22 protein-coding genes are annotated in these 18,395 nt (G+C 67.2%); 10 read left to right on the top strand and 12 right to left on the bottom strand.

Annotated elements, in window-relative coordinates; translation table 11 throughout:
• Nucleotides 1–135 precede the first annotated feature (135 nt).
• The 5 genes from IEX71_RS00465 to IEX71_RS00445 form a co-directional block, all read right to left on the bottom strand.
• The gene (locus tag IEX71_RS00465; RefSeq protein ID WP_188835026.1) at nt 136–1,341 is read right to left on the bottom strand and encodes a DUF1972 domain-containing protein; all 1,206 of its coding nucleotides are present in this window, start codon (nt 1,339–1,341) and stop codon (nt 136–138) included.
• Nucleotides 1,299–2,126 carry a dTDP-4-dehydrorhamnose reductase gene (gene rfbD / locus IEX71_RS00460; protein WP_188835025.1) on the bottom strand — a complete coding sequence of 276 codons (828 nt, stop codon included), beginning with the start codon at nt 2,124–2,126 and terminating at the stop codon, nt 1,299–1,301. Before rfbD ends, IEX71_RS00465 begins: the two co-directional genes overlap by 43 nt.
• The gene (gene rfbB / locus IEX71_RS00455) at nt 2,126–3,136 is read right to left on the bottom strand and encodes a dTDP-glucose 4,6-dehydratase (protein ID WP_188835024.1); all 1,011 of its coding nucleotides are present in this window, start codon (nt 3,134–3,136) and stop codon (nt 2,126–2,128) included. Before rfbB ends, rfbD begins: the two co-directional genes overlap by 1 nt.
• 50 nt (nt 3,137–3,186) lie before the next feature.
• Nucleotides 3,187–3,861, bottom strand: coding sequence for a hypothetical protein (locus IEX71_RS00450; RefSeq protein ID WP_188835023.1), 675 nt, complete (start codon nt 3,859–3,861; stop codon nt 3,187–3,189).
• Nucleotides 3,862–3,948: 87 nt separating this feature from the next.
• Nucleotides 3,949–5,499 carry a hypothetical protein gene (locus tag IEX71_RS00445; RefSeq protein WP_188835022.1) on the bottom strand — a complete coding sequence of 517 codons (1,551 nt, stop codon included), beginning with the start codon at nt 5,497–5,499 and terminating at the stop codon, nt 3,949–3,951.
• Between the two features lie 394 nt (nt 5,500–5,893).
• On the opposite strand from IEX71_RS00445, the gene rfbA reads away from it, so the two are divergent.
• Nucleotides 5,894–6,766 (top strand): glucose-1-phosphate thymidylyltransferase RfbA, encoded by an 873-nt coding sequence (rfbA, locus tag IEX71_RS00440; RefSeq protein ID WP_188835021.1) that lies wholly within the window; start codon nt 5,894–5,896, stop codon nt 6,764–6,766.
• Nucleotides 6,766–7,362: a dTDP-4-dehydrorhamnose 3,5-epimerase family protein gene (locus tag IEX71_RS00435; RefSeq protein WP_188835020.1), complete on the top strand. Its 597-nt coding sequence runs from the start codon at nt 6,766–6,768 to the stop codon at nt 7,360–7,362. The genes rfbA and IEX71_RS00435 overlap by 1 nt, the downstream gene beginning before the upstream one ends.
• A 6-nt stretch (nt 7,363–7,368) precedes the next feature.
• On the opposite strand, the gene IEX71_RS00430 is transcribed toward IEX71_RS00435, so the two are convergent.
• Entirely contained in the window at nt 7,369–7,818 is a 450-nt protein-coding gene (locus tag IEX71_RS00430; RefSeq protein ID WP_188835019.1) for a MarR family winged helix-turn-helix transcriptional regulator, read from the bottom strand.
• A gap of 238 nt (nt 7,819–8,056) precedes the next feature.
• On the opposite strand from IEX71_RS00430, the gene IEX71_RS00425 reads away from it, so the two are divergent.
• On the top strand, nt 8,057–8,665 hold the full coding sequence (locus IEX71_RS00425) for a M73 family metallopeptidase (RefSeq protein ID WP_188835018.1): 609 nt from the start codon (nt 8,057–8,059) through the stop codon (nt 8,663–8,665).
• Nucleotides 8,666–8,745: 80 nt separating this feature from the next.
• Nucleotides 8,746–10,254, top strand: a complete 1,509-nt coding sequence (locus IEX71_RS00420) for a signal peptidase I (protein WP_188835017.1) — start codon at nt 8,746–8,748, stop codon at nt 10,252–10,254.
• A gap of 14 nt (nt 10,255–10,268) precedes the next feature.
• On the opposite strand, the gene IEX71_RS00415 is transcribed toward IEX71_RS00420, so the two are convergent.
• From IEX71_RS00415 to IEX71_RS00405, 3 genes are read right to left on the bottom strand one after another with little or no spacing between them, the layout of a single operon-like run.
• Entirely contained in the window at nt 10,269–10,847 is a 579-nt protein-coding gene (locus IEX71_RS00415; RefSeq protein WP_188835016.1) for an arsenate reductase/protein-tyrosine-phosphatase family protein, read from the bottom strand.
• Between the two features lie 56 nt (nt 10,848–10,903).
• Nucleotides 10,904–11,299 carry a type II toxin-antitoxin system VapC family toxin gene (locus IEX71_RS00410; RefSeq protein ID WP_188835015.1) on the bottom strand — a complete coding sequence of 132 codons (396 nt, stop codon included), beginning with the start codon at nt 11,297–11,299 and terminating at the stop codon, nt 10,904–10,906.
• Complete coding sequence (locus tag IEX71_RS00405; protein WP_188835014.1) at nt 11,296–11,547, bottom strand: type II toxin-antitoxin system Phd/YefM family antitoxin; 252 nt, start codon at nt 11,545–11,547, stop codon at nt 11,296–11,298. The genes IEX71_RS00410 and IEX71_RS00405 overlap by 4 nt, the downstream gene beginning before the upstream one ends.
• A 324-nt stretch (nt 11,548–11,871) precedes the next feature.
• Between IEX71_RS00405 and IEX71_RS00400 the strand changes: the two genes are divergently transcribed.
• The 6 genes from IEX71_RS00400 to sodN all read left to right on the top strand — a co-directional run bounded on the left by IEX71_RS00400 (nt 11,872) and on the right by sodN (nt 15,943).
• A complete protein-coding gene (locus tag IEX71_RS00400) occupies nt 11,872–12,753 on the top strand; it encodes an ABC transporter substrate-binding protein (protein WP_188835013.1) in 882 nt (293 codons plus the stop codon).
• Nucleotides 12,746–13,699: an amino acid ABC transporter permease gene (locus IEX71_RS00395; RefSeq protein ID WP_188835012.1), complete on the top strand. Its 954-nt coding sequence runs from the start codon at nt 12,746–12,748 to the stop codon at nt 13,697–13,699. Before IEX71_RS00400 ends, IEX71_RS00395 begins: the two co-directional genes overlap by 8 nt.
• Nucleotides 13,696–14,523, top strand: a complete 828-nt coding sequence (locus tag IEX71_RS00390; RefSeq protein ID WP_308420941.1) for an amino acid ABC transporter ATP-binding protein — start codon at nt 13,696–13,698, stop codon at nt 14,521–14,523. The genes IEX71_RS00395 and IEX71_RS00390 overlap by 4 nt, the downstream gene beginning before the upstream one ends.
• Nucleotides 14,520–14,819 carry a S24 family peptidase gene (locus tag IEX71_RS00385; protein WP_373284528.1) on the top strand — a complete coding sequence of 100 codons (300 nt, stop codon included), beginning with the start codon at nt 14,520–14,522 and terminating at the stop codon, nt 14,817–14,819. Before IEX71_RS00390 ends, IEX71_RS00385 begins: the two co-directional genes overlap by 4 nt.
• Nucleotides 14,820–14,922: 103 nt before the next feature.
• Nucleotides 14,923–15,351 (top strand): VOC family protein, encoded by a 429-nt coding sequence (locus tag IEX71_RS00380; RefSeq protein ID WP_188835010.1) that lies wholly within the window; start codon nt 14,923–14,925, stop codon nt 15,349–15,351.
• Nucleotides 15,352–15,538: 187 nt separating this feature from the next.
• Nucleotides 15,539–15,943, top strand: coding sequence for a superoxide dismutase, Ni (sodN, locus tag IEX71_RS00375; protein WP_188835009.1), 405 nt, complete (start codon nt 15,539–15,541; stop codon nt 15,941–15,943).
• A gap of 468 nt (nt 15,944–16,411) precedes the next feature.
• Here sodN and IEX71_RS00370 read toward each other — a convergent pair whose 3' ends face one another.
• From IEX71_RS00370 to IEX71_RS00360, 3 genes are all read right to left on the bottom strand, one after another.
• Nucleotides 16,412–16,972, bottom strand: a complete 561-nt coding sequence (locus tag IEX71_RS00370; protein WP_188835008.1) for a COG4315 family predicted lipoprotein — start codon at nt 16,970–16,972, stop codon at nt 16,412–16,414.
• Between the two features lie 155 nt (nt 16,973–17,127).
• The gene (locus IEX71_RS00365; RefSeq protein ID WP_188835007.1) at nt 17,128–17,823 is read right to left on the bottom strand and encodes an anti-sigma factor family protein; all 696 of its coding nucleotides are present in this window, start codon (nt 17,821–17,823) and stop codon (nt 17,128–17,130) included.
• On the bottom strand, nt 17,820–18,329 hold the full coding sequence (locus IEX71_RS00360) for a sigma-70 family RNA polymerase sigma factor (RefSeq protein ID WP_188835006.1): 510 nt from the start codon (nt 18,327–18,329) through the stop codon (nt 17,820–17,822). Before IEX71_RS00360 ends, IEX71_RS00365 begins: the two co-directional genes overlap by 4 nt.
• Nucleotides 18,330–18,395: the final 66 nt, after the last annotated feature.

Below are 18,395 nucleotides of genomic sequence, written 5' to 3'. Positions count from 1 at the left end.
CCTCAAGATATACGACTGAACACAAGACAAGCATGAGTACCACCGCGACGAGCGGATTGCTCGGTCTGTACCGCTCCGTCGTTGCTCCCTGACCAGCCGATCCACGCGCGGCGCTCGTTGCGGCGGCGCCAGTCGTCATCTCGATTCCCCGTGACGGCCGGACAAGGCGAGACATGAGCCGGCCACTTCCGAGATACACCGCTCATAGGCGCCCAGCACCTGCTCCCACGAGTAGTGCTCGTCCCCGCGATCGCGAGCGGCCGAGGACAACGATGCGCGCCGGCCGGCGTCAGACAACAGCTCGGTGAGGCGATCGCTGATGTTCCTCGCGTTCACCGAGGTGAACGCACCCGCATCACCGAGGACTTCGCGGTTGAAGACCGTGTCGCGAGCGACCACGGGCGCACCGCAGGCCATGGCCTGGACAAGTGCTGGGTTGGTGCCGCCCACGCTGTGGCCGTGGAAGTAGACGCCGGCGTTCGACCAGAGGGCGTGCAGCAGTTCGTCATCCCGCAGATGCCCCAGCAGGTGCACGTTGCTGCGCTTCGCCGCTAGCGCGGCGGCAGCGCGTTGAATGGGGTCGTCCGGCGAAGCGCTGCCGGCGACCACAACCGGGATGGATGAGTCCATGAGACGCACAGCGTCGAAGAACTCCTGCATGGTGTTCTCCGGAACGAACCGGGCGACAGCCAGGACGTAGCTGCCGGGTTCCAGGCCCAGACGCTCCCGCACGCGGTGCGCGTTCGGCGAGTCCGGGACGTCTCCGCCATACGGGATGAAGGTGGTGTCGCGTTGGAAGTTCTCCCGCCAGTGGCGGCCGATCTCGAGGGAGTCGGCGACCAGGGTGTCGGCGAACTTTGCGCTCATCGTGGCGCCCGCGCGGAAGACACGCTTGGCCGGAGTGCTCCACTTCTCGCGTTCCCACTCCAGACCATCGACGTTGAGGACAACGGGTATCCCGCGCGCTTTCAGCAACGGAAGGAAGTAGCCGTTTGCGACGTTCATGACCAGAGCGACATCCGGCTTGCGGCGAGCCGCGTCGGCGCAGGCGGTGAGTCCGTAGGACAGGGTGCTCGCCGATGTCGATTCGACGCCGTGGGTGAATCGCTGCGTCACGCCAGGCGGGATCTTCTCGTCAACGACGTGCCCGGGCCGGCTGTAGACGTCGACCTCCCAACCGCGTTCCGCGAGATAGGGGGCCAACCGACGAACCAAGGTCTCGAAACCGCCGTAATAGCTCGGAAAACCGCGGGTGCCGATAACCGCTACCCGCGGGCATTCACCCGAGAAATGAGATTTCAAATCGTGCTCTCCAGCAGCTCTTTCAAAGACGCGGACCATTCTGGTCTGCGGTCGCTCCCCACCTGGCCAAGAACACTGTAAGCGGGCCGAGGCGCCGGGCGCGGGAACTCCGCAGAAGTGCATGCTTCGACTCGGCTCGGCTCAAGACCTGCGAGCCGGAAGATCTCCTGCGCGAAGCCGTGCCAGCTCGTCGTTCCTGCCGCCGTGCCGTGGTAATAGCCACCAGGATTCTTGCCATCGACAAGTTCGACGACATACGCCGCCAGATCCTTGGTCCAGGTCGGCTGGCCGATCTGGTCGTCGACGACCTTCAGTGTCTCTCGCTCACCCGCAAGCCGGAGCATGGTCTTGACGAAGTTGGGGCCGTGCTCGCCATACAGCCAGGCGGTGCGGACGATCAGCGCGTCCGGGTTGGTGGCTCGGATCGCCCACTCTCCTGCCGCCTTCGAGCGCCCGTAGGCCGAGCGGGGGTCCTGCGGGTGGTCCGGCTCGTAGGGCTCGGTCGCGGTGCCGTCGAAGACATAGTCGGTCGAGATGTGCACCATCCGCGTGTCGGTCTCGGCAGCAACCAGGGCGACGTTGCGAGCGCCCACCGCGTTGATCGCAAATGCCTCTGGCTCATGGGTCTCCGCATCGTCGACAGCGGTCCACGCGGCGGCGTTGACCACCACATCGAAGCCCTGCAGTGTGGCCCGCACCGCCTCCAGCGAACGCACGTCGCACTCGGCCGAGCCGACCGCGACGACCTCCTCACCGCGCTCGGCCAGCAGCTGCACCAGGTCGGTGCCGAACATGCCACGACCACCGGTCACCAGCCAGCGCATCAGTGACCTTGGCCGATGACCGACTGACCGGCGTAACGGTCCTCGGCGGCGGCCTTCTGCGGGCGCCACCAGGACTCGTTGTCGCGATACCAGGCGATCGTGTCGTCAAGGCCGCGCTGGAAGTTGCCGAACCACGGGCGCCAGCCGAGCTGGCGCCGCAACTTCATGGAGTCAATCGCGTAGCGCCTGTCGTGGCCGGCCCGATCTGTGACGTGGTCGTAGTCGTGGGCGTCCTCACCCATCGCGACCAGGATCTGCTCGATGACGTCCTTGTTGGTGCGTTCGCCGTCGGCGCCGATCAGATAGGTCTGGCCCAGCTCGCCGCGCTCCAGGATCGTCCACACGGCGCGGTTGTGGTCATCAACGTGGATCCAGTCGCGGACGTTGAGGCCGTCGCCATACAGCTTGGGACGGACGCCGTCGATGATGTTGGTGATCTGCCGTGGGATGAACTTCTCCACGTGCTGGCGCGGGCCGTAGTTGTTGGAGCAGTTGCTGATCGTGGCGCGAACCCCGAAGGAACGCACCCACGCGCGGACCATGAGGTCGCTGCCGGCCTTGGTCGAGGAGTAGGGACTGCTCGGGTTGTATGCCGTGGCCTCGGTGAAACGCTGCGGGTCGTCCAGCTCCAGGTCCCCGTAGACCTCGTCAGTGGAGATGTGGTGGTAGCGCACGTCGTGGCGTCGTACGGCTTCCAACAATGTGAAGGTGCCGATCAGGTTGGTGCGCACGAAGGGCGACGGGTCGGCGAGGGAGTTGTCGTTGTGCGACTCCGCGGCAAAGTGGACGACGGCGTCGGCGTCGGCCACCAGCCGGTCCACCGTCTCGGCGTCCGCGACGTCACCCTCGACGATCTTGACACGGTCCTCGAGACCGGCCAGCGAGGCGCGGTCCCCGGCATACGTGAACGCATCGAGCACCGTCACAGTGACGTGTGAATAGGAGCCGACAACGAGCCGAACGAAGTTGCTCCCGATGAATCCGGCTCCGCCGGTGACCAGTACCTGCACAACCGAATGGTATCTGTGCAACAGCGGTGGTTCTGACGGATGCCCGACGATCAGGAGACCAGGAATGCGAGCACAGCAGCCACGATCACCGGTACAGCTGCGACGTTCGTGAGCACCCGTGGAAAGCGGCGCCAGGCCGCCACACCCCACGCGATCACATCGCCGATCAGCACCGCAGCGATCACAGCAAGAGCCAGGCCGGCCGCACGGTTCGGCTCCTGGCAGGCGAGGAAGCATCCAGTCCACTGAATGTATGCCGTGAAGAGAAGTGCGGCGACCGGGGCTGCGAGCAATGCCGCTACTCCGCCCGTGGCCACGAGCGTCATCGCGGCCCGGGACACAGGTCGCGAGACCGACTGCTGCGAGACGTCCACACGACCGATGCCGGCGATCGCGGCCCAGGCAGGCACCGCCACGATGGCACCGGCGATCACCGCCAGCAGTGCATCGATGATGATCGGCCATCCCTGCAGCACGCCGGCGGTTGCGGCGACCACAGCTACGAACGCTGCGGCCCGTGCCCACACCCACTCGGCGGCGACCGCGCCCAGCAGCCTCCGGTCAAGTCGTGCCCACACAGCCGGCACGACCGCGACGAGCAGGACTGGCCGGACCGCCATGACGGCATCACGCGGTCCGCCCTCCCATCCGAAGAGCCACAACGCCACCACTGCGAAGAGCAGCACACCCGCAGCGCGCACCGCGCCGCCCACCGTCAGGACCATGGTGTCGATCCTGGTGCCGCTAGGTGCTCCACGGATCGGTCGTGCTACTCACCACGGCTGAGTAGTTCTGCTGCGGAGTGGCGCGAGTCAGCCGGCCAGTGTCAGGCACTCCGGGGCGGTGAGGACAGCCGGCACCTCGGAGATGGCGGCACCCGTCTGTTGCCACCAGATCGCACTGCGCTGCGCCTGCACCCCGGCTGTCCGCGCTCCGGCTGCCAGTCGAGCCAGATCCGGGTGGTTGCTCATCCCGGCCGCGTAGACGACCGTCGACACGAGCTCCGGCTCCGCCGCGAACGCAACCAGATCGACGTGCGCCGGGACTCCACCGGAATGCGCCAGCGCGACCAGCATCGCGGCCCGCTCCTCCGGCACCGTGGCCAACAGGTCGAGCAACCGATCGCGCTGCTCGGCCCCGGCCAGGTAGCCGAGTGCGTGAGCTGCCGCGTGGGCGGCATACGGGCCGGCCGGATCGGCCACTTGCTCGGTCGCGACCTCCGCAACGACCGAGCGGTAGGGGCTGGCGGCCAGCATCAGCGAGGAGTGATGGCGCCGCTCGACGAAGTCGGGCGACAGCGCTTCACGCAGCAGCCGGTCCAGCAACGGATCGTCCAGGCCGGACTCCTGCAGTGCGGCCGACCGGTAGGCGCTCAGCCCGGCGGGGCTCTGCACCCGCGCACCGGCCACGGTGGGTGCCGCGTAGTAACCGAGCCGTGCCACCACCTGCTGGGTCAGCGTCGCCGAAAGACGCTGCGCCACAGCAAAAGCCGGACCGCCACGACTCGGCCCGTCGCCGGCTGCGCCGAGCGCGGCGCGGGCGATGCGCGGCACCATGTCCGCAGGCATACGCCCGTTGCAGATCTGGTTGAGCAGGCCGTATGCCGCGCCCCACATCTGCTCGCCGTCCGAGCGCTCGAAGTGCTGGACCAGCCACTGCAACACCGCAGGATCGGGGCTGCTGCCGAGGACCGGGATCACGTTGGTGACCGACTGCGCGCCCGGCTGCGCGACCATCCGCGCAACGGCATCGAGCACGACCCGGCCGGCCGCGCGGTCGCCCAGCAGCAGGGTGAGTGCATGGATCCGGGTCGCGTAGGCGTGCCGGACGGACCGCATCGTCTCCGTGACGAGCTGGTCCACCCAACCGTGCAGCATCGACAGCGGAAGCACTGGCCCGGTCGGGCGGGTGATCGCGTCCGCGACGTGGATCCAGTCGGGGCCGGTCATGGCGCCCATCGCCACCCGCGCTTCCCACTCACCCAGTGCGTCACTGAGCGCCGTGCGGGAGATGCCCCGTGCGCCCTCCGGCGCCAGCGCCGGACCGAACATCCGGTCGATGCCGAAACACACACCGAGCAACTGACCGGCCGGCAGCTCCAGCGTCTTCTCGTAGCTGCGGACGACGGACTTGGGGACCGCCTCGACACCCGTCTCGTAGCGGCACAACGTGCTCGGCCCGAGCGCACAACCTTGCGCCCGCAGCATGTCGACGAAGCGGCCGGCCGGGCCGGGTGCTTTCGCCAGCCGATTGAGCCGCAGCAGCCAGGCGACGCGGACTCGTGCGTCGATCCCGGCGCCGCGCAGCGGGGTGGTGTCCTCGGGGATGACCACGGGGCGTCCACGCCCTGGCACCCACGTCATGACCGGATTCCCTTCGCGCCACCTGCCTGCGAGGACAGGCATTTGAAAAGCAAGAACTGCTCAGCCTTTGATGACATGTGTTCCCCTGGGGCCGTGCGAAGAAATGCAGAAACGTCGTCGTCCAGGAACTGGATTTCGGGCGTAGAAGCAGGCGGCGGCGCCTCGTGTGAAGGCGTCCCGGTCCGTGAGGGGTCGGTGTGTGATCCGGCCGTGCGCAGTAGTTGAAGGTTGTTGCAGTGCAAGCTACCGCTTTACTGTTACCAGAACAAGGCTTTACGAAAACTTTACTGATGAAAGGGTTGCGACCTTCTCGTGAAGAGGTAAGGGCCCCCAGCCGCAGCGTCCTCGGGCGACCTGCGCACCCGGCCCAGCCGCGCCGACTAGGGTCGGCTGCGTGAAGGGGATTATTCTCGCCGGCGGGTCGGGCACGCGCCTGCACCCGATCACCCGCGGCATCAGCAAGCAACTCATGCCGATCTACGACAAACCGATGGTCTACTACCCGCTGTCCACGCTGCTGATGTCAGGGATCCGCGACGTTCTGGTGATCACGACGCCGCACGACATGGAGCAGTTCGTGCGGCTGCTCGGGGACGGCAGCCAGTGGGGCATCAACCTCAGCTATGCCGTGCAACCCTCACCGGACGGTCTGGCCCAGGCGTTCCTCATCGGCGCGGACTTCATCGGCAACGACACCGTCGCACTCGTCCTCGGCGACAACATCTTCTACGGCTCGGGCCTGGGCACCGCGTTGCGGCGGTCCACCGAGGCCCTTTCCGGCGGACACATCTTCGCCCATCACGTCACCAACCCCTCGGCATACGGCGTTGTCGAATTCGACACGAACGGCACCGTTCTTTCCATCGAGGAGAAGCCGGAAAAGCCGAAGTCCCGGTTTGCGGTGCCCGGCCTTTATTTCTATGACAACGACGTTGTCGAGCTCGCCCGCAGCCTTGAACCCAGCGATCGCGGGGAGCTCGAGATCACCGGCATCAACGAGGCCTACCTGCGACGCGACGCACTGACCGTGACCGTGCTGCCGCGCGGCACTGCCTGGTTCGACACCGGCACCTTCGAGGGACTGATGGACGCCGCGCACTTCGTCCAGGTCATCGAGGACCGGCAGGACCAGAAGATCGGCTGCGTCGAAGAGGTCGCCTGGCGCGCTGGCTGGCTCGACGACGACGGCCTGGCACATCACGCCGACGAGCTCGCCAAGAGCGGCTACGGCGCCTACCTGCACCGACTCCTGGAGGACGTCCGCTGATGGACATCGAAGCACTGGACATCGCCGGAGCCTTCGTCGTCACGCCACGCCAATTCCCTGACGATCGCGGCGTCTTCATGGAAGGGTTCCGCGGCGACAAGCTCGCCGAGCGCATCGGACATCGGCTCGACGTCGTCCAGACCAACGTGTCGGTGTCCTGCAAGGGCGCAGTGCGCGGCGTGCACTATGCCGACGTGCCGCCGAGCCAGGCCAAATACGTCACCGCGGTCAGCGGGTCGTTCGTCGACTACGTCGTCGACATCCGGGTCGGGTCGCCGACCTTCGGCCAGTGGCGCAGCGTCGAGCTCGACACCGACACCCGCCGTGCGGTCTACCTGTCCGAAGGTCTCGGGCACTGCCTGGTCTCGCGCGAGGACGACTCGACCGCCATCTACCTGTGCTCGGCCGCCTACAACCCCGAGCGCGAACACGGCATCAACCCGCTCGACCCGGACCTGGCGCTGAGCTTCCCGGACGGCATCGAGCCGGTCCTCTCCCCCAAGGACACCGCCGCGCCGTCACTCGCGGACGCGGGCGGCCAGGGACTGCTGCCGTCATACGACGACTGCGTCCGGTATGTCGAAAGCCTCGCCTGAGCGCGCTCACTCCTGCGCGGCGGGCTCCTGGATGAACGCGGACTGCGCGTCGAACGCCGCGCCGAGTCCGTCGAGAACACGGTCGACCTCCTCCGCATCGGCACCCTCCACACCGTCGAGCACATCGGCCAGCCAGGCCTCGGATCGATCGAGGTAGGCGTTGCCCTCCGCGGTCAGCGCGACCACGATCCGACGGCGATCGGTCGGATGGGGCGCTCGCTCCGCGAGGTCGGCTGCCTCCAACCGGCCGAGCAACGCGGTCACGGTCGACGGGGTCAAGCCGGTGGCCTCGGCCAGCTCACGTGCGCTGAGTGATCCATGGGCGCGCAGATGACTCATGGCCGCAGCCTCCGTCAAGCCGATCCCGAACCGCTCGGCAACAACCTGCCGGAAGTGCTCGGCGGCAAGCACGAGCGCGCGAAGCTTCGCGGCTCTCGGGTCGGGCTGCTGCGGCATGGTGGGGCTCCCGGTGTGATTTACGCTTCAATATTACGTTGATCATACAGTGTGATGATCGAACAGTTTGACAGACGTACTTTTTACCCTTACTTTACTGGATGACGCCGCGACGAGTCCCTGAACGGACTGCGGGACGGCGGAGTGCGCGAGGACGAACAGGCTCCCGATCACTCGCCGCGGCAGGCGGTCCGCCTGCGAGCACCATCACCTCCATCGGCCCGAAAGGCGATCACCCATGTCCTCTTCCACCACCACCCGCCGTCGCAACGCCCGTCTGCTGACCGCCGGCGCCATCGTCGCCGGGCTCGCAGCATCGGCCGCCATCGTGTGGCAGGCGTCCTACTCCGCGTTCTCGGCACAGACGAGCAACCCGTCGAGCAACTGGACCGCCGGCACTGTCGCGTTGTCCGACGACGACACCAGCTCCGCGATGTTCAACGCCACCGGCCTGAAGCCCGGCTCCACCGGGACCAAGTGCATCGCCGTGACCTCGACCGGTTCACTGGCCTCGGCCGTGAAGCTCTACGGCACTACACCGAGCACCACCAACGCCCTCGCAAGCTCGATCAACCTGACCATCGCCCAGGGCACCGGCGGCGGCTTCGGATCGTGCACCGGATTCACCGCGCTCGCCTCCGGCGCCACGGTTTACAGCGGCACGCTGGACACCTTCGGCAAGACCGCCACGAACTACGCGACCGGCCTCGGCACCTGGGCACCGACGGGCAGCGCCTCGGACACCCGCGTCTACCAGATCACCTACACGCTGGACCCGGCAGCGCCGAACTCCGTGCAGGGCGGCACCGCGTCGATCGGCCTCACCTGGGAAGCCCAGAACTCCTGAGAACCGGCCGGCGGCAACGCTTTTCACCAGCGGTTGCCGCCGGCGGTCCACTGACTCCATCCACCACCTGCGAGAGGCCCATGGCAACCACCACACCGCCCAGCTGGGTGTCCCTCATCATCACCGCGCTCTGCCGCGGCCTGTTGGTGATGATCGCGAGTATGGCGCTGTGGGCCGTGCTGCCGGCAGCTCTGGGATGGCACGTCACCGTTGTCATGAGCGGCTCGATGGAGCCTGCGCTGCGTCCGGGGGATGTCGTCGCATCCCGGCCGATCTCCGGCAGCTCGGTGCGACCCGGGCAGGTGCTGCTGGTCGACGACCCCGACCACGAAGGACGGCTGCGCCTGCACCGACTCGCGAAGGTGAACGACCACGGTCAGCTGGTGCTGCGCGGAGACGCGAACCGCGCCGACGACTCGACACCGGTGTCGCGCAACGCTGTTCACGCGGTCGGCTCCCTGCGGGTGCCATTCATCGGCGCCCCGGCATACTGGCTGCGCACCCATCAACTCGCGCCGCTGCTGCCCACCGGGCTGGCCGTCGTGCTGGTCGCGCTCGGCGCGATCGGGCGACGCGACCGGCCGGACAATGACGACAACAACCCGTCCGAGGACGACACCGACGGCACCGCGCGCACAGCCTATAGCAGCGCTGAAACCCCTTCTCGCAGCAACGAACCCGCCGTGCTGGAGAGTCGAGCGCAGCTGCGCGCAGCGCGTGCCGGAGCAGCTCGCGGGCCACGGACCGGACTGCCGCGAAGCAGGACCCTCGTCATACTGACGACCGCTGCGCTGGCCGCTGTCACCGTCGCGACCAACGCACCCGCGCAGGCGGCGAGCCTCTTCACTGCGAGCACCGCGAACATCGCCTCGTCCTGGACGGCCGCCTACTACACGTGCTCAGCCGCGGTGCTCGCCGACAAGCCCCATCTCTACTACCCGCTCGGTGAGTCCTCGGGCGCCACGGCGAAGGACGCCTCGGGCAACAAGCGCAACGGCAGCTACTACACGACCCTGGGCGCCGGAGTCTCGTATGGCGCCACCGGCCCGTGCACCCGCGACAAGACCACCGGCGTCACCCTTGACGGGACGATCGGCATGGTCTCGACACCGGGCCCGATCGCCGGCCCGCAGGAATACACCCAGGAGATCTGGTTCAAGACGACCAGCTCGCTCGGCGGTTCACTGATCGGCTTCGGGAACACCCAGGTCCTGGCATCGACTTCCTACGACCGCCAGCTCTACTTGACCACGGCTGGGAAGCTCGTCGCCGGCGCGGCGCCGGGTGGGACGGTGCAGACGGTGACCAGCGCCGGCAGTTACAACGACGGCGCCTGGCACCTGGCCGACGTGACGCTCTCGTCCGCCGGACTCACGCTCTACGTCGACGGCGGGCGCGTCGCCGGCGACAGCGGCATCACCGCTGCCCAGAACTACTCAGGCTATTGGCGATTCGGCAACTCGACGCTCACCGGATGGCCGGGTGCGCCACTGCTGGGCACGCACATCGCGGGGACGTTGCACGGTGCGGCGATCTACCCGACAGCACTGTCCACGGCCCAGGTCACGGCGCACTACACCGCGCGCTGAGACCTGCCGGCCAATCACCCGACGATGTCGAGGCGACGTACCGCGTCGATGATCGGCGGCAACACCAGATCGACCTGCGCCGCCATCTGCTCGAACGCCTCCCACGGTCGTCGGTAGGGATCGACGATCGCCGCGTCCTCGGCACTGCGCACGGGCACCGATCCACGCCTGCGGGACGCACCCGCCGCCAGCTGGGCGACGAACGACTCGTCAGCCGATCGACCGTCGACGGTGTCGAATTCGGCACCAGCCACCAGGTCCGCGAAGTCCGCGATCGCATGTGTATGACGCAACGCGTTCGGCGTCGTGCGCACCACAGCGCTGCGATGGTCACGGGTCGCGGTCAGGACCAGATCGGCCGGCCGCGCGAGCTGCGCGGTGAACTGACGGGCCACGAATCCGTCCGCGGACCGGCCGGCCGCCGCCAGCAGCCGCGCCGACCCCTCGTCCATCGGCGCCCCGACCAGCGCATGCGTGCCGGCGCTGGCGACCTCGACGTCATACGGCGCCAGCGCTGCACCGAGCAACCGCTCGATGTAGGGCGAACGGCACACATTGCCGGTGCACACCACCAGGATCAGGCCTGCACTCACGGTCCCCTCCTCGGCTCGTCCCGCCCTCACGGTATCCGCGCGAGCTGACCCAGCTGTCAGCTGTCCTGCCCGGATGCGACAACTCTCATTCCCGCCGCAACCACAGCCTGCTGCATCCTTCTGTCGTAGGTCGCCACGACGTCTACGCCCAGGCGTATGGCGGCAGCCACGTGCAGAGCGTCCAGCGAGCGCAGGGCGTCTCCAGGTAGTAGACCGGCTTCGCGGAAGAGCGACGGCGGAACTTCATGGAGGTCGACACGGTCGAGTAGATCGCTGGCGTCACTCTGGGTGAGGCCGTCATAGCGCGCGATCGCACGCCGCAACTCCGTCTCGAGCAAGTAGCACGAGGCGACATCGGACGCGGTGGCGATCGCGGAATCGAGCTCGGCCGACTCTGACTCGTCAACCAGCAGCTTCAATGCCGCCGACGTGTCCAAATACCACCGGGTCACCGCTCTTCCCGCAGGTCGTCGACGACAGCGGAGGTAGGCACCGTCGCAGCGACGCGACGTAGGCCACCGGGCATGAAGCGCTTCTTGGCCGGCCTGATGCAACGCAGGTCGGAGTTGTCACCTGTCAACGGAACGATCCGAGCGACCGGGACGCCGCGGCGCGTCACGGTGTAGCTCTCACCGCGGCCGACTTCGTCCATCACCGTGGCGTTGTCATTGCGGAGTTCACGCTGACTGATGGTCTTCATGATGCAAATGTAGCACCTCGTAGCACCTGACCATCGGGCTGAGGCCAGGTGCTTCCGCGATGTCTCGTATGCGAGACGGATTCGCCATACCGTGACCCACGACACAACAGGTCACGCTGGGAGTATTGCCGGACCGAGCGCGCGGTGCCGGAACGGGACCCCGGTACGCTTCCCCCGCTACGCGCCCGGTGACTCGGCCACCGTGAGGTGTCCGGGCACCCTCAGATTCCGAAAGGACTCCACATGTCGGCATGGTCACGCAGCGGGGTGGAGGCTTCGACACGCGCTCGTCCCCCGCGCTGCTCAACCACCAGACTCGGGCCGATGGTGCTCGCCGGCGGGCTGGTCGCGTCACTCCTCACGGGGTGCGGCGCGACGTCGCTCGGGCTCGGCTCGAGCAGCCAGCAGTCCTCCACCACGGGTTGCTCCTCCGGCGGCCTCAAGGACGCACTTCCGCCGGACGTGAAGCCCGGCAGCACCCTCACGGTGGCGTCGGACGCGTCATACGAACCCAATGAGTTCCTCGCCTCGAACGGCCAGACGATCGTCGGCATGGATGTCGACCTGCTGCGCGGTGCGCTGCAGTGCCTCGGGCTCAAGGCGGACTTCAAGAACGCGAAGTTCGACAACATCCTGCCCGGCGTCGTCGGCGGCAAGTACGACATCGCGACCTCGTCATTCACCATCACGTCCGCCCGCCTCAAGCAGGTGACAATGGTCAGCTACTTCTCGGCCGGCACCCAGTGGGTCGTCCGCAAGGGCAACCCGCGACACGTGAATGCGACCAAACCGTGCGGTCTTTCGGTCGGCGTGCAGACCGGCACCACCCAGGCCGACGAGCTCAAGGCGATCAACAAGGGCCTGTGCAAGAGCAAGCCGGTCAAGGCCGTCGTCGAGGACCTGCAGTCCAAGGTCACCACCGACCTGCTCGCCGGCAAGGTCGACGCCATGGCCGCCGACTCCCCCGTGGCCCTGTATGCCGTGAAGAAGACCGGCGACAAGCTGCAGGCGGCCGGCAAGATCACCGGTTCTGCGCCATACGGCGTCGTGCTGCCGAAGAACCAGGACAAGCTGGGCGACGCGCTCGCCCGCGCGTTCGCGCAGATGGCGACGAACGGCAGCTACCAGAAGATCCTGGCCAAGTGGGGCCAGCAGAGTGGAGCGGTGGAGATGTTCGCAGCGAACCCGGCGGTGGCCGATGGCTGAACAGACTGTTTCCGAGAAGCCGGCCGCCACCGAGCGTCCGGGCAAGGTCGAGGCCAGACCGGTCCGTCACCCGTGGCAGTGGGTCGGGGTCGTCGTCATCGCGATCCTCGCCGCGATGATGATCAACTCCTTCGTGACCAACTCCAAATGGGACTGGCACTTCGTCTGGCGGGTCATGGAATACCGCCCGGTGCTGGAGGGCCTGGTCAAGGGCACCATCATCTGCACCCTCGGCGCGATGGTGGTGGGCATCGTGCTCGGCATCACGCTCGCCGTGATGCGACTGTCGACCAACCCGGTGCTGCGCGGAGTGGCGTTCGTCTTCACCTGGTTCTTCCGAGCCGTGCCGCGCTACGTGCTGCTGGTCGTGCTCGGTGTCGGCGTGCTCTACCTCTACCCCAAGCTCGACTTCGGGCTCCCGTTCACCGACGTGCACTTCTACACGCTGGACGTGAAGTCCGTCAGCAGTGGCATCCTCGTCGGCATCATCGGCCTGGGGTTGTCCGAGGCGGCATACATGGCTGAGATCGCGCGCGCCGGACTGCTGTCGGTCGACACCGGCCAGCACGAGGCGGCCAGTGCGATCGGCATGAGCCGCGGCAAGGCGATGCGCCGGATCATCTTGCCGCAGGCGATGCGGGTGATCGTGCCGCCGACCGGCAACGAGACCATCGCGATGGTCAAAGACACCTCGCTGCTGTCGGCCGTGCCGGTCACCACAGAGCTGTTCTTCCAGGCGAACGCCGTTGCGAACTCTACGTATCTGGTGATGCCCGCCCTCGTTGCCGCGGTGATCTGGTATCTCATCGTCTGCTCGATCCTGATGGTCGGCCAGACCATGCTCGAGCGCTACTTCGGTCGCGGCTTCGGCGGCCAGACCGGTGGCAACAAACAGAGTTGGCGCGGACGGATGCTGTCCCTGCGCGCCGGTGGAGGTGGCATGTGAACGCCGAGACGCGACCGCTGGTCGAAGCGGTCAATCTGCACAAGCACTTCCACGGTGTCGATGTGCTCAAGGGCATCGACATGACGGTCGCCGAGGGCGAGGTCGTCTGCCTGCTCGGGCCGTCCGGATCCGGCAAGACGACGTTCCTGCGATGCATCAACCAGCTGGAGATCTTCGACGGCGGCCGGCTGTATGTCGACGGCGATCTCCTCGGGCTGCGCGAGTCCGGCGGCTCGCTGCACCGGCTGTCCGAGAAGCACATAGCGCAGCAGCGGCGGCAGATCGGGATGGTCTTCCAGCGTTTCAACCTCTTCCCGCACAAGACGGCCCTGGACAACGTCATCGAGGGTCCGGTGCAGGTGGGTGGAGTGTCCAAGAAGCAGGCACGCATCGAGGCCGGTGAGCTGTTGGAGCGCGTCGGGCTCAGTGAGCGCGCCGACCACTACCCGGCGCAGTTGTCCGGTGGCCAGCAGCAGCGGGTCGCGATCGCGCGGGCACTCGCGATGAAGCCCAAGCTGATGCTCTTCGACGAGCCGACCTCCGCGCTCGACCCGGAGCTGGTCGGCGAGGTCCTCGCAGTCATGCGCGAACTCGCCGACGACGGTATGACGATGGTCGTCGTCACCCACGAGATCGCGTTCGCCCGGGAGGTCGCCGATCGCGTGGTCTTCATGGACGGTGGCGTCGTCGTCGAGGAGGGCAAGCCCGCGGACGTCATACGCAATCCGCAGCATGAACGCACCAAGACGTTCCTCAGCCGGATCATCGCCGAGCAGGAGCAGCACGCCGCTGCTGCTGCAGAGCTCGTGAAACCGCCGGAGTGAGAGTCGGATTCGCTGTCGTGCGGGGTCGGTCGATGGAGCCGACCTACGTCGACGGTGACCGCTTGCTGGTCCTGTATGGCGTGCGCCCCCGCATCGGCCGGGCGCACGTCATACGGCTGCCCGACGGCCCGGACGGGCCCCGCCCGATCGCGGTCAAGCGCGTCACCCGGACCGTCGGCGACGGCTGGTGGGTGGAGCGTGACAACCCCGCCGAGGGCGTCGACTCGTGGCTGGTCGGCGAGATCCCGACCGCCGATGTGCTCGGTGTGGTGCTGCTGCGCGTGAAGCGCGCATAGCCCCACGCGGTGGCCGAGGAGCGGCGAGGTACGAGAGCGTCAGCGACTGCTTCAACCGTCAATCGTGTGTGCGGGCGTCGGTGGCAACTGCTTGACTGACGGCATGGAACCCAGAGTCAGTTTCATCACCCTCGCCGTCGCGGACCTCGCACGCACCCGGGCCTTCTATGTCGACGGGCTCGGCTGGCGGCCGGAGTTCGAGGACGGCAACGAGGTCATCATGATCCAGGTCGCCGAGCACCTGGTGCTGTCGCTGTGGCAGGCCGACGCGTTCGCCGCAGAGGTCGGTGGGCGGCCGGCGTCCGGCATACCGCCGGTGACGTTGGCGCACAACGTCGTCGACCGTGCGGCCGTGGACACAGTGTTGGCCGAAGCCGCCGCTGCGGGCGCCGACGTGACCCCGGCAGAGGGGCGCGTCTGGGGTGGCTACTCCGGGTACTTCGCGGATCCGGACGGTTTCCGTTGGGAGGTCTGCTGGAATCCCGGCGCCATCGGCAAGCTCGTGGTGCCGGACGTCTCCGAAGTCGGCTGAGTCTCGGGACTCATATGCGACCGCGTCGCATCTGACTCAGGGGGGTTCAGTCCACACCAGCGCTCCGAGTAGGTTCGTAGCAAGGAGTGTGGATCTCGCCGTTCAGGCGAATCCCGTTGACTTCAAGCCTGCTTGAAGTGAAACGCTCCCGCCATACGTCCGATGCACACGACGGAAGGACAACCACATGCTTCGCCGAATCTTCGCCCCCACGATCGAGGTCAGCGCACACTGCGATCTTCCGTGTGGCGTCTACGATCCCGCTCAGGCGCGGATCGAGGCCGAGTCGGTCAAGGCCATCATCGAGAAGACCGCCGAGCACGCCGACGACATCGACTTCAAGATCCGTGCGGCGATCATCAAGGAGCAGCGCTCCGAGCTGGTCAAGCACCACCTGTGGGTGCTGTGGACCGACTACTTCAAGCCGCCGCACTTCGAGAAGTACCCGCAGCTGCACACCCTGGTCAACGAGGCCACCAAGCTGGCCGGTGCCGGCGGCACGAAGGCCTCATGGGACGTCAAGACCGCCGACGACCTGCTCGCCAAGATCGACGAGATCGCCAAGATCTTCTGGGAGACCAAGAAGGCCTGAGCCTTTGACGGGGCCCCCGCGAAGTATCGGAGCGAGATACGAGCGGAGCACTTCGTGGGGTGTCTCTTCGTCATACAACTGAAGGCGCCGGATCCCATTGGGGTCCGGCGCCTTTCGTATGGCGCTCCCGATTCAGCGGCCTCCGACACCCGTTCGCTTCCAGCGACCTTTGCCACTTGTGTCCGCAGGCCGGCACTCCGTGCCCAACCGACAACGGTCGCCCTTTCGGAACAGCCTTCCGGCCCGAACCCGCAAATAACTGACAACGGTCGCCCCTCCGGCACACACTTCCGCCCCGAACCCGCAAATAACTGACAACGGTCGCCCCTCCGGCACACACTTCCGCACCGAACCCGCAAATAACTGACAACGGTCGCCCCTCCGGCACACACTTCCGCCCCGAACCCGCAAATAACTGACAACGGTCGCCCCTTCGGGACACGCACACACCCCCACGGCCCCGCTGCGTCAGTAGGAGTAGCCGCCCTTGCCACCGCCGCCGGTGCTGCTGGGCGGCGCCGTCGCGGTGACCTCCGCGCCGCCGGCCGTCAGGGCCCTCCAGACGCCGCCGAAGCGTTCGTTGCCCTGCCCCTTCACGTCTCCCGCCGCGCCGTCACCGGCGTAGTAGTAGAGCGGCCAGCCACCGAGGGTGACCTGCTTCTTGCCGTCGGCCGTCGTGATGGTGCCGACCTTCCCGCTGACGCCGATCGCCTTCAGCGCGCCGGTCGTGGTGACCGGCGGCCAGTAGCTCAGGCACGGACCCGTACACGAACTCTTGCCCGAATTCTTGACGTCCTTGCCGAACATGTAAGCGGTCCGGCCGTTCGGGCCGACGACGACCTCACCCAAGGACGTCTTCGCGACCTTCAAGGTCGCGCTCGTGGCCGGGGCCTTGGAGCCGGCCGAGGTCGCCATGCCGGATGACGCCGCGGGCGCGGACACCCCCGACGATCCGCTGGAGCCGCAGGCGGCCAGGGTCGCCATCAGCCCAGCCGCACCCATGACCGCAAGTCCTCGTGTCGAACGCATCAGTCTCCGCCTCTCGTTTCGTGATATTGAAGTTGATTCTGAGCAAGCACAGGAGGCTTGGGATGCGTTGGCGTTGCAGGGAGCTTGCGACTCGCAACGACCAACGCAGAGTGAGCCTCTGTGTGCTGGTGACACGAAAACCATTGGCAGATGGTTCAATCCGGGTCGGCAGAGAGCAACACCGTGCCGTTACTCGTGCGGACCTGCAGATGGGCGATCTGCGCCCGGGGCACGGCAGTCGCGGCTGTCAGCTTGGACGTCGTGCCCGGACCGGCCGACCACGTCGAGATCGACGTGGCGTGCCCGGCGTCGTCGACGACATACAGCGCGTAGACGGCCTTGCCATCCCACTGCGTCGACTCCGGGTAGGTGCATTTCATGTCCACCTCGGTGCCCCACGGACGGTCACGCAGCTGGACGGTCGCGCTGAGGGGGTTGCTGTGCACCTGGTCCATCGCGACGGTGTCTGCCGGCCGCACGGAGTCACCCTGCTGCGACCAGACGACACCGCCGACGGCCAGGCCACCGACGAGCAGCGCCACCGATGCCGCAACCGCGACGAGGGACGCGGCGCGGCCACGACGGCGTCGAACCCTGGACACCTCGTCCTCGGCGGCGGACCGCGTCCGCGACAGCAGGTCGGCGGGCGGCGGCTCGGTCACCTCACCCGGAACGTCGTCGGCCGGCACCTTCCCCAACAGCCCGGGTATGCCGGCCAGCGACCGCACCGCCTCCGCGCACTTCTCGCAGTCGGCGAGATGCTGCTCGTATGCCGCCCGCTCGGTCGTCGAGAGCGCGCCGAGCACGTAGGCCGCGTCCCAGTCGGCGAACTCGTCGTGGTCGCCGGTCATCGCGTCACACCCCTTTCCTGCAGTGCCAGTCGCAACGCGCGCATCCCGTAGTGCATGCGCGACTTGACCGTTCCCGGTGGCACACCGATGTCGGCGGCGATCTCGGTCACGGTCGCGCGCCCGTAGTAGGCGCGCACCACCACCTCACGGTGCGGCGGACTGAGCGATGTGAGCGCGTCGACGATCAGCGCGGCGTCGAAGACGGCATCCACCTGGTCGCCGGTGTGTCCATCGGGCAACGCCTCCGCGACCACTTCCCGACGGCGCCGGGCCGACCGTGCCTCGTCGATGACCAACCGTCGGGCCACGGTGAAGAGCCAGGCACGCGCCGACGTCGCGTTGGTGTCCGACGCGTCCGTGATGCCCTCGCGCCAGGCGCGCAGCATGGTCTCCTGCACGATGTCCTGCGCGAAAGCGCGGTCGTTGGTGAGCCGAACGACATACGCCCACAACGCATTCGCGTGATCGCGGTGCAGTTGATCGAGCACCTCCGGGTCCGTGACCATCACCACCTCCGTCGATGACACGAGACCGGGGCACCGATCGGTTCAATCGAACCGGCGAAGCCCGCA

The sequence above is a fragment of the Flexivirga endophytica genome, assembly GCF_014640635.1.
GTDB lineage: Bacteria > Actinomycetota > Actinomycetes > Actinomycetales > Dermatophilaceae > Flexivirga > Flexivirga endophytica.
This window is presented reverse-complemented; position numbering and strand designations above follow the sequence as displayed.

Bases quoted from the DNA above. Each gene is read 5' to 3' on its own strand.
- IEX71_RS00465 (WP_188835026.1), bottom strand. From the start codon at position 1,341: ATGGTCCGCGTCTTTGAAAGAGCTGCTGGAGAGCACGATTTGAAATCT.
- IEX71_RS00445 (WP_188835022.1), bottom strand. From the start codon at position 5,499: ATGACGTGGGTGCCAGGGCGTGGACGCCCCGTGGTCATCCCCGAGGAC.
- IEX71_RS00430 (WP_188835019.1), bottom strand. From the start codon at position 7,818: ATGCCGCAGCAGCCCGACCCGAGAGCCGCGAAGCTTCGCGCGCTCGTG.
- IEX71_RS00395 (WP_188835012.1), top strand. From the start codon at position 12,746: ATGGCTGAACAGACTGTTTCCGAGAAGCCGGCCGCCACCGAGCGTCCG.
- rfbD (WP_188835025.1), bottom strand. From the start codon at position 2,126: ATGCGCTGGCTGGTGACCGGTGGTCGTGGCATGTTCGGCACCGACCTG.
- IEX71_RS00405 (WP_188835014.1), bottom strand. From the start codon at position 11,547: ATGAAGACCATCAGTCAGCGTGAACTCCGCAATGACAACGCCACGGTG.
- IEX71_RS00400 (WP_188835013.1), top strand. From the start codon at position 11,872: ATGGTGCTCGCCGGCGGGCTGGTCGCGTCACTCCTCACGGGGTGCGGC.
- IEX71_RS00360 (WP_188835006.1), bottom strand. From the start codon at position 18,329: ATGGTCACGGACCCGGAGGTGCTCGATCAACTGCACCGCGATCACGCG.
- IEX71_RS00380 (WP_188835010.1), top strand. From the start codon at position 14,923: ATGGAACCCAGAGTCAGTTTCATCACCCTCGCCGTCGCGGACCTCGCA.
- IEX71_RS00435 (WP_188835020.1), top strand. From the start codon at position 6,766: ATGGACATCGAAGCACTGGACATCGCCGGAGCCTTCGTCGTCACGCCA.
- IEX71_RS00420 (WP_188835017.1), top strand. From the start codon at position 8,746: ATGGCAACCACCACACCGCCCAGCTGGGTGTCCCTCATCATCACCGCG.
- IEX71_RS00370 (WP_188835008.1), bottom strand. From the start codon at position 16,972: ATGCGTTCGACACGAGGACTTGCGGTCATGGGTGCGGCTGGGCTGATG.
- sodN (WP_188835009.1), top strand. From the start codon at position 15,539: ATGCTTCGCCGAATCTTCGCCCCCACGATCGAGGTCAGCGCACACTGC.
- IEX71_RS00365 (WP_188835007.1), bottom strand. From the start codon at position 17,823: ATGACCGGCGACCACGACGAGTTCGCCGACTGGGACGCGGCCTACGTG.
- IEX71_RS00450 (WP_188835023.1), bottom strand. From the start codon at position 3,861: ATGGTCCTGACGGTGGGCGGCGCGGTGCGCGCTGCGGGTGTGCTGCTC.
- IEX71_RS00425 (WP_188835018.1), top strand. From the start codon at position 8,057: ATGTCCTCTTCCACCACCACCCGCCGTCGCAACGCCCGTCTGCTGACC.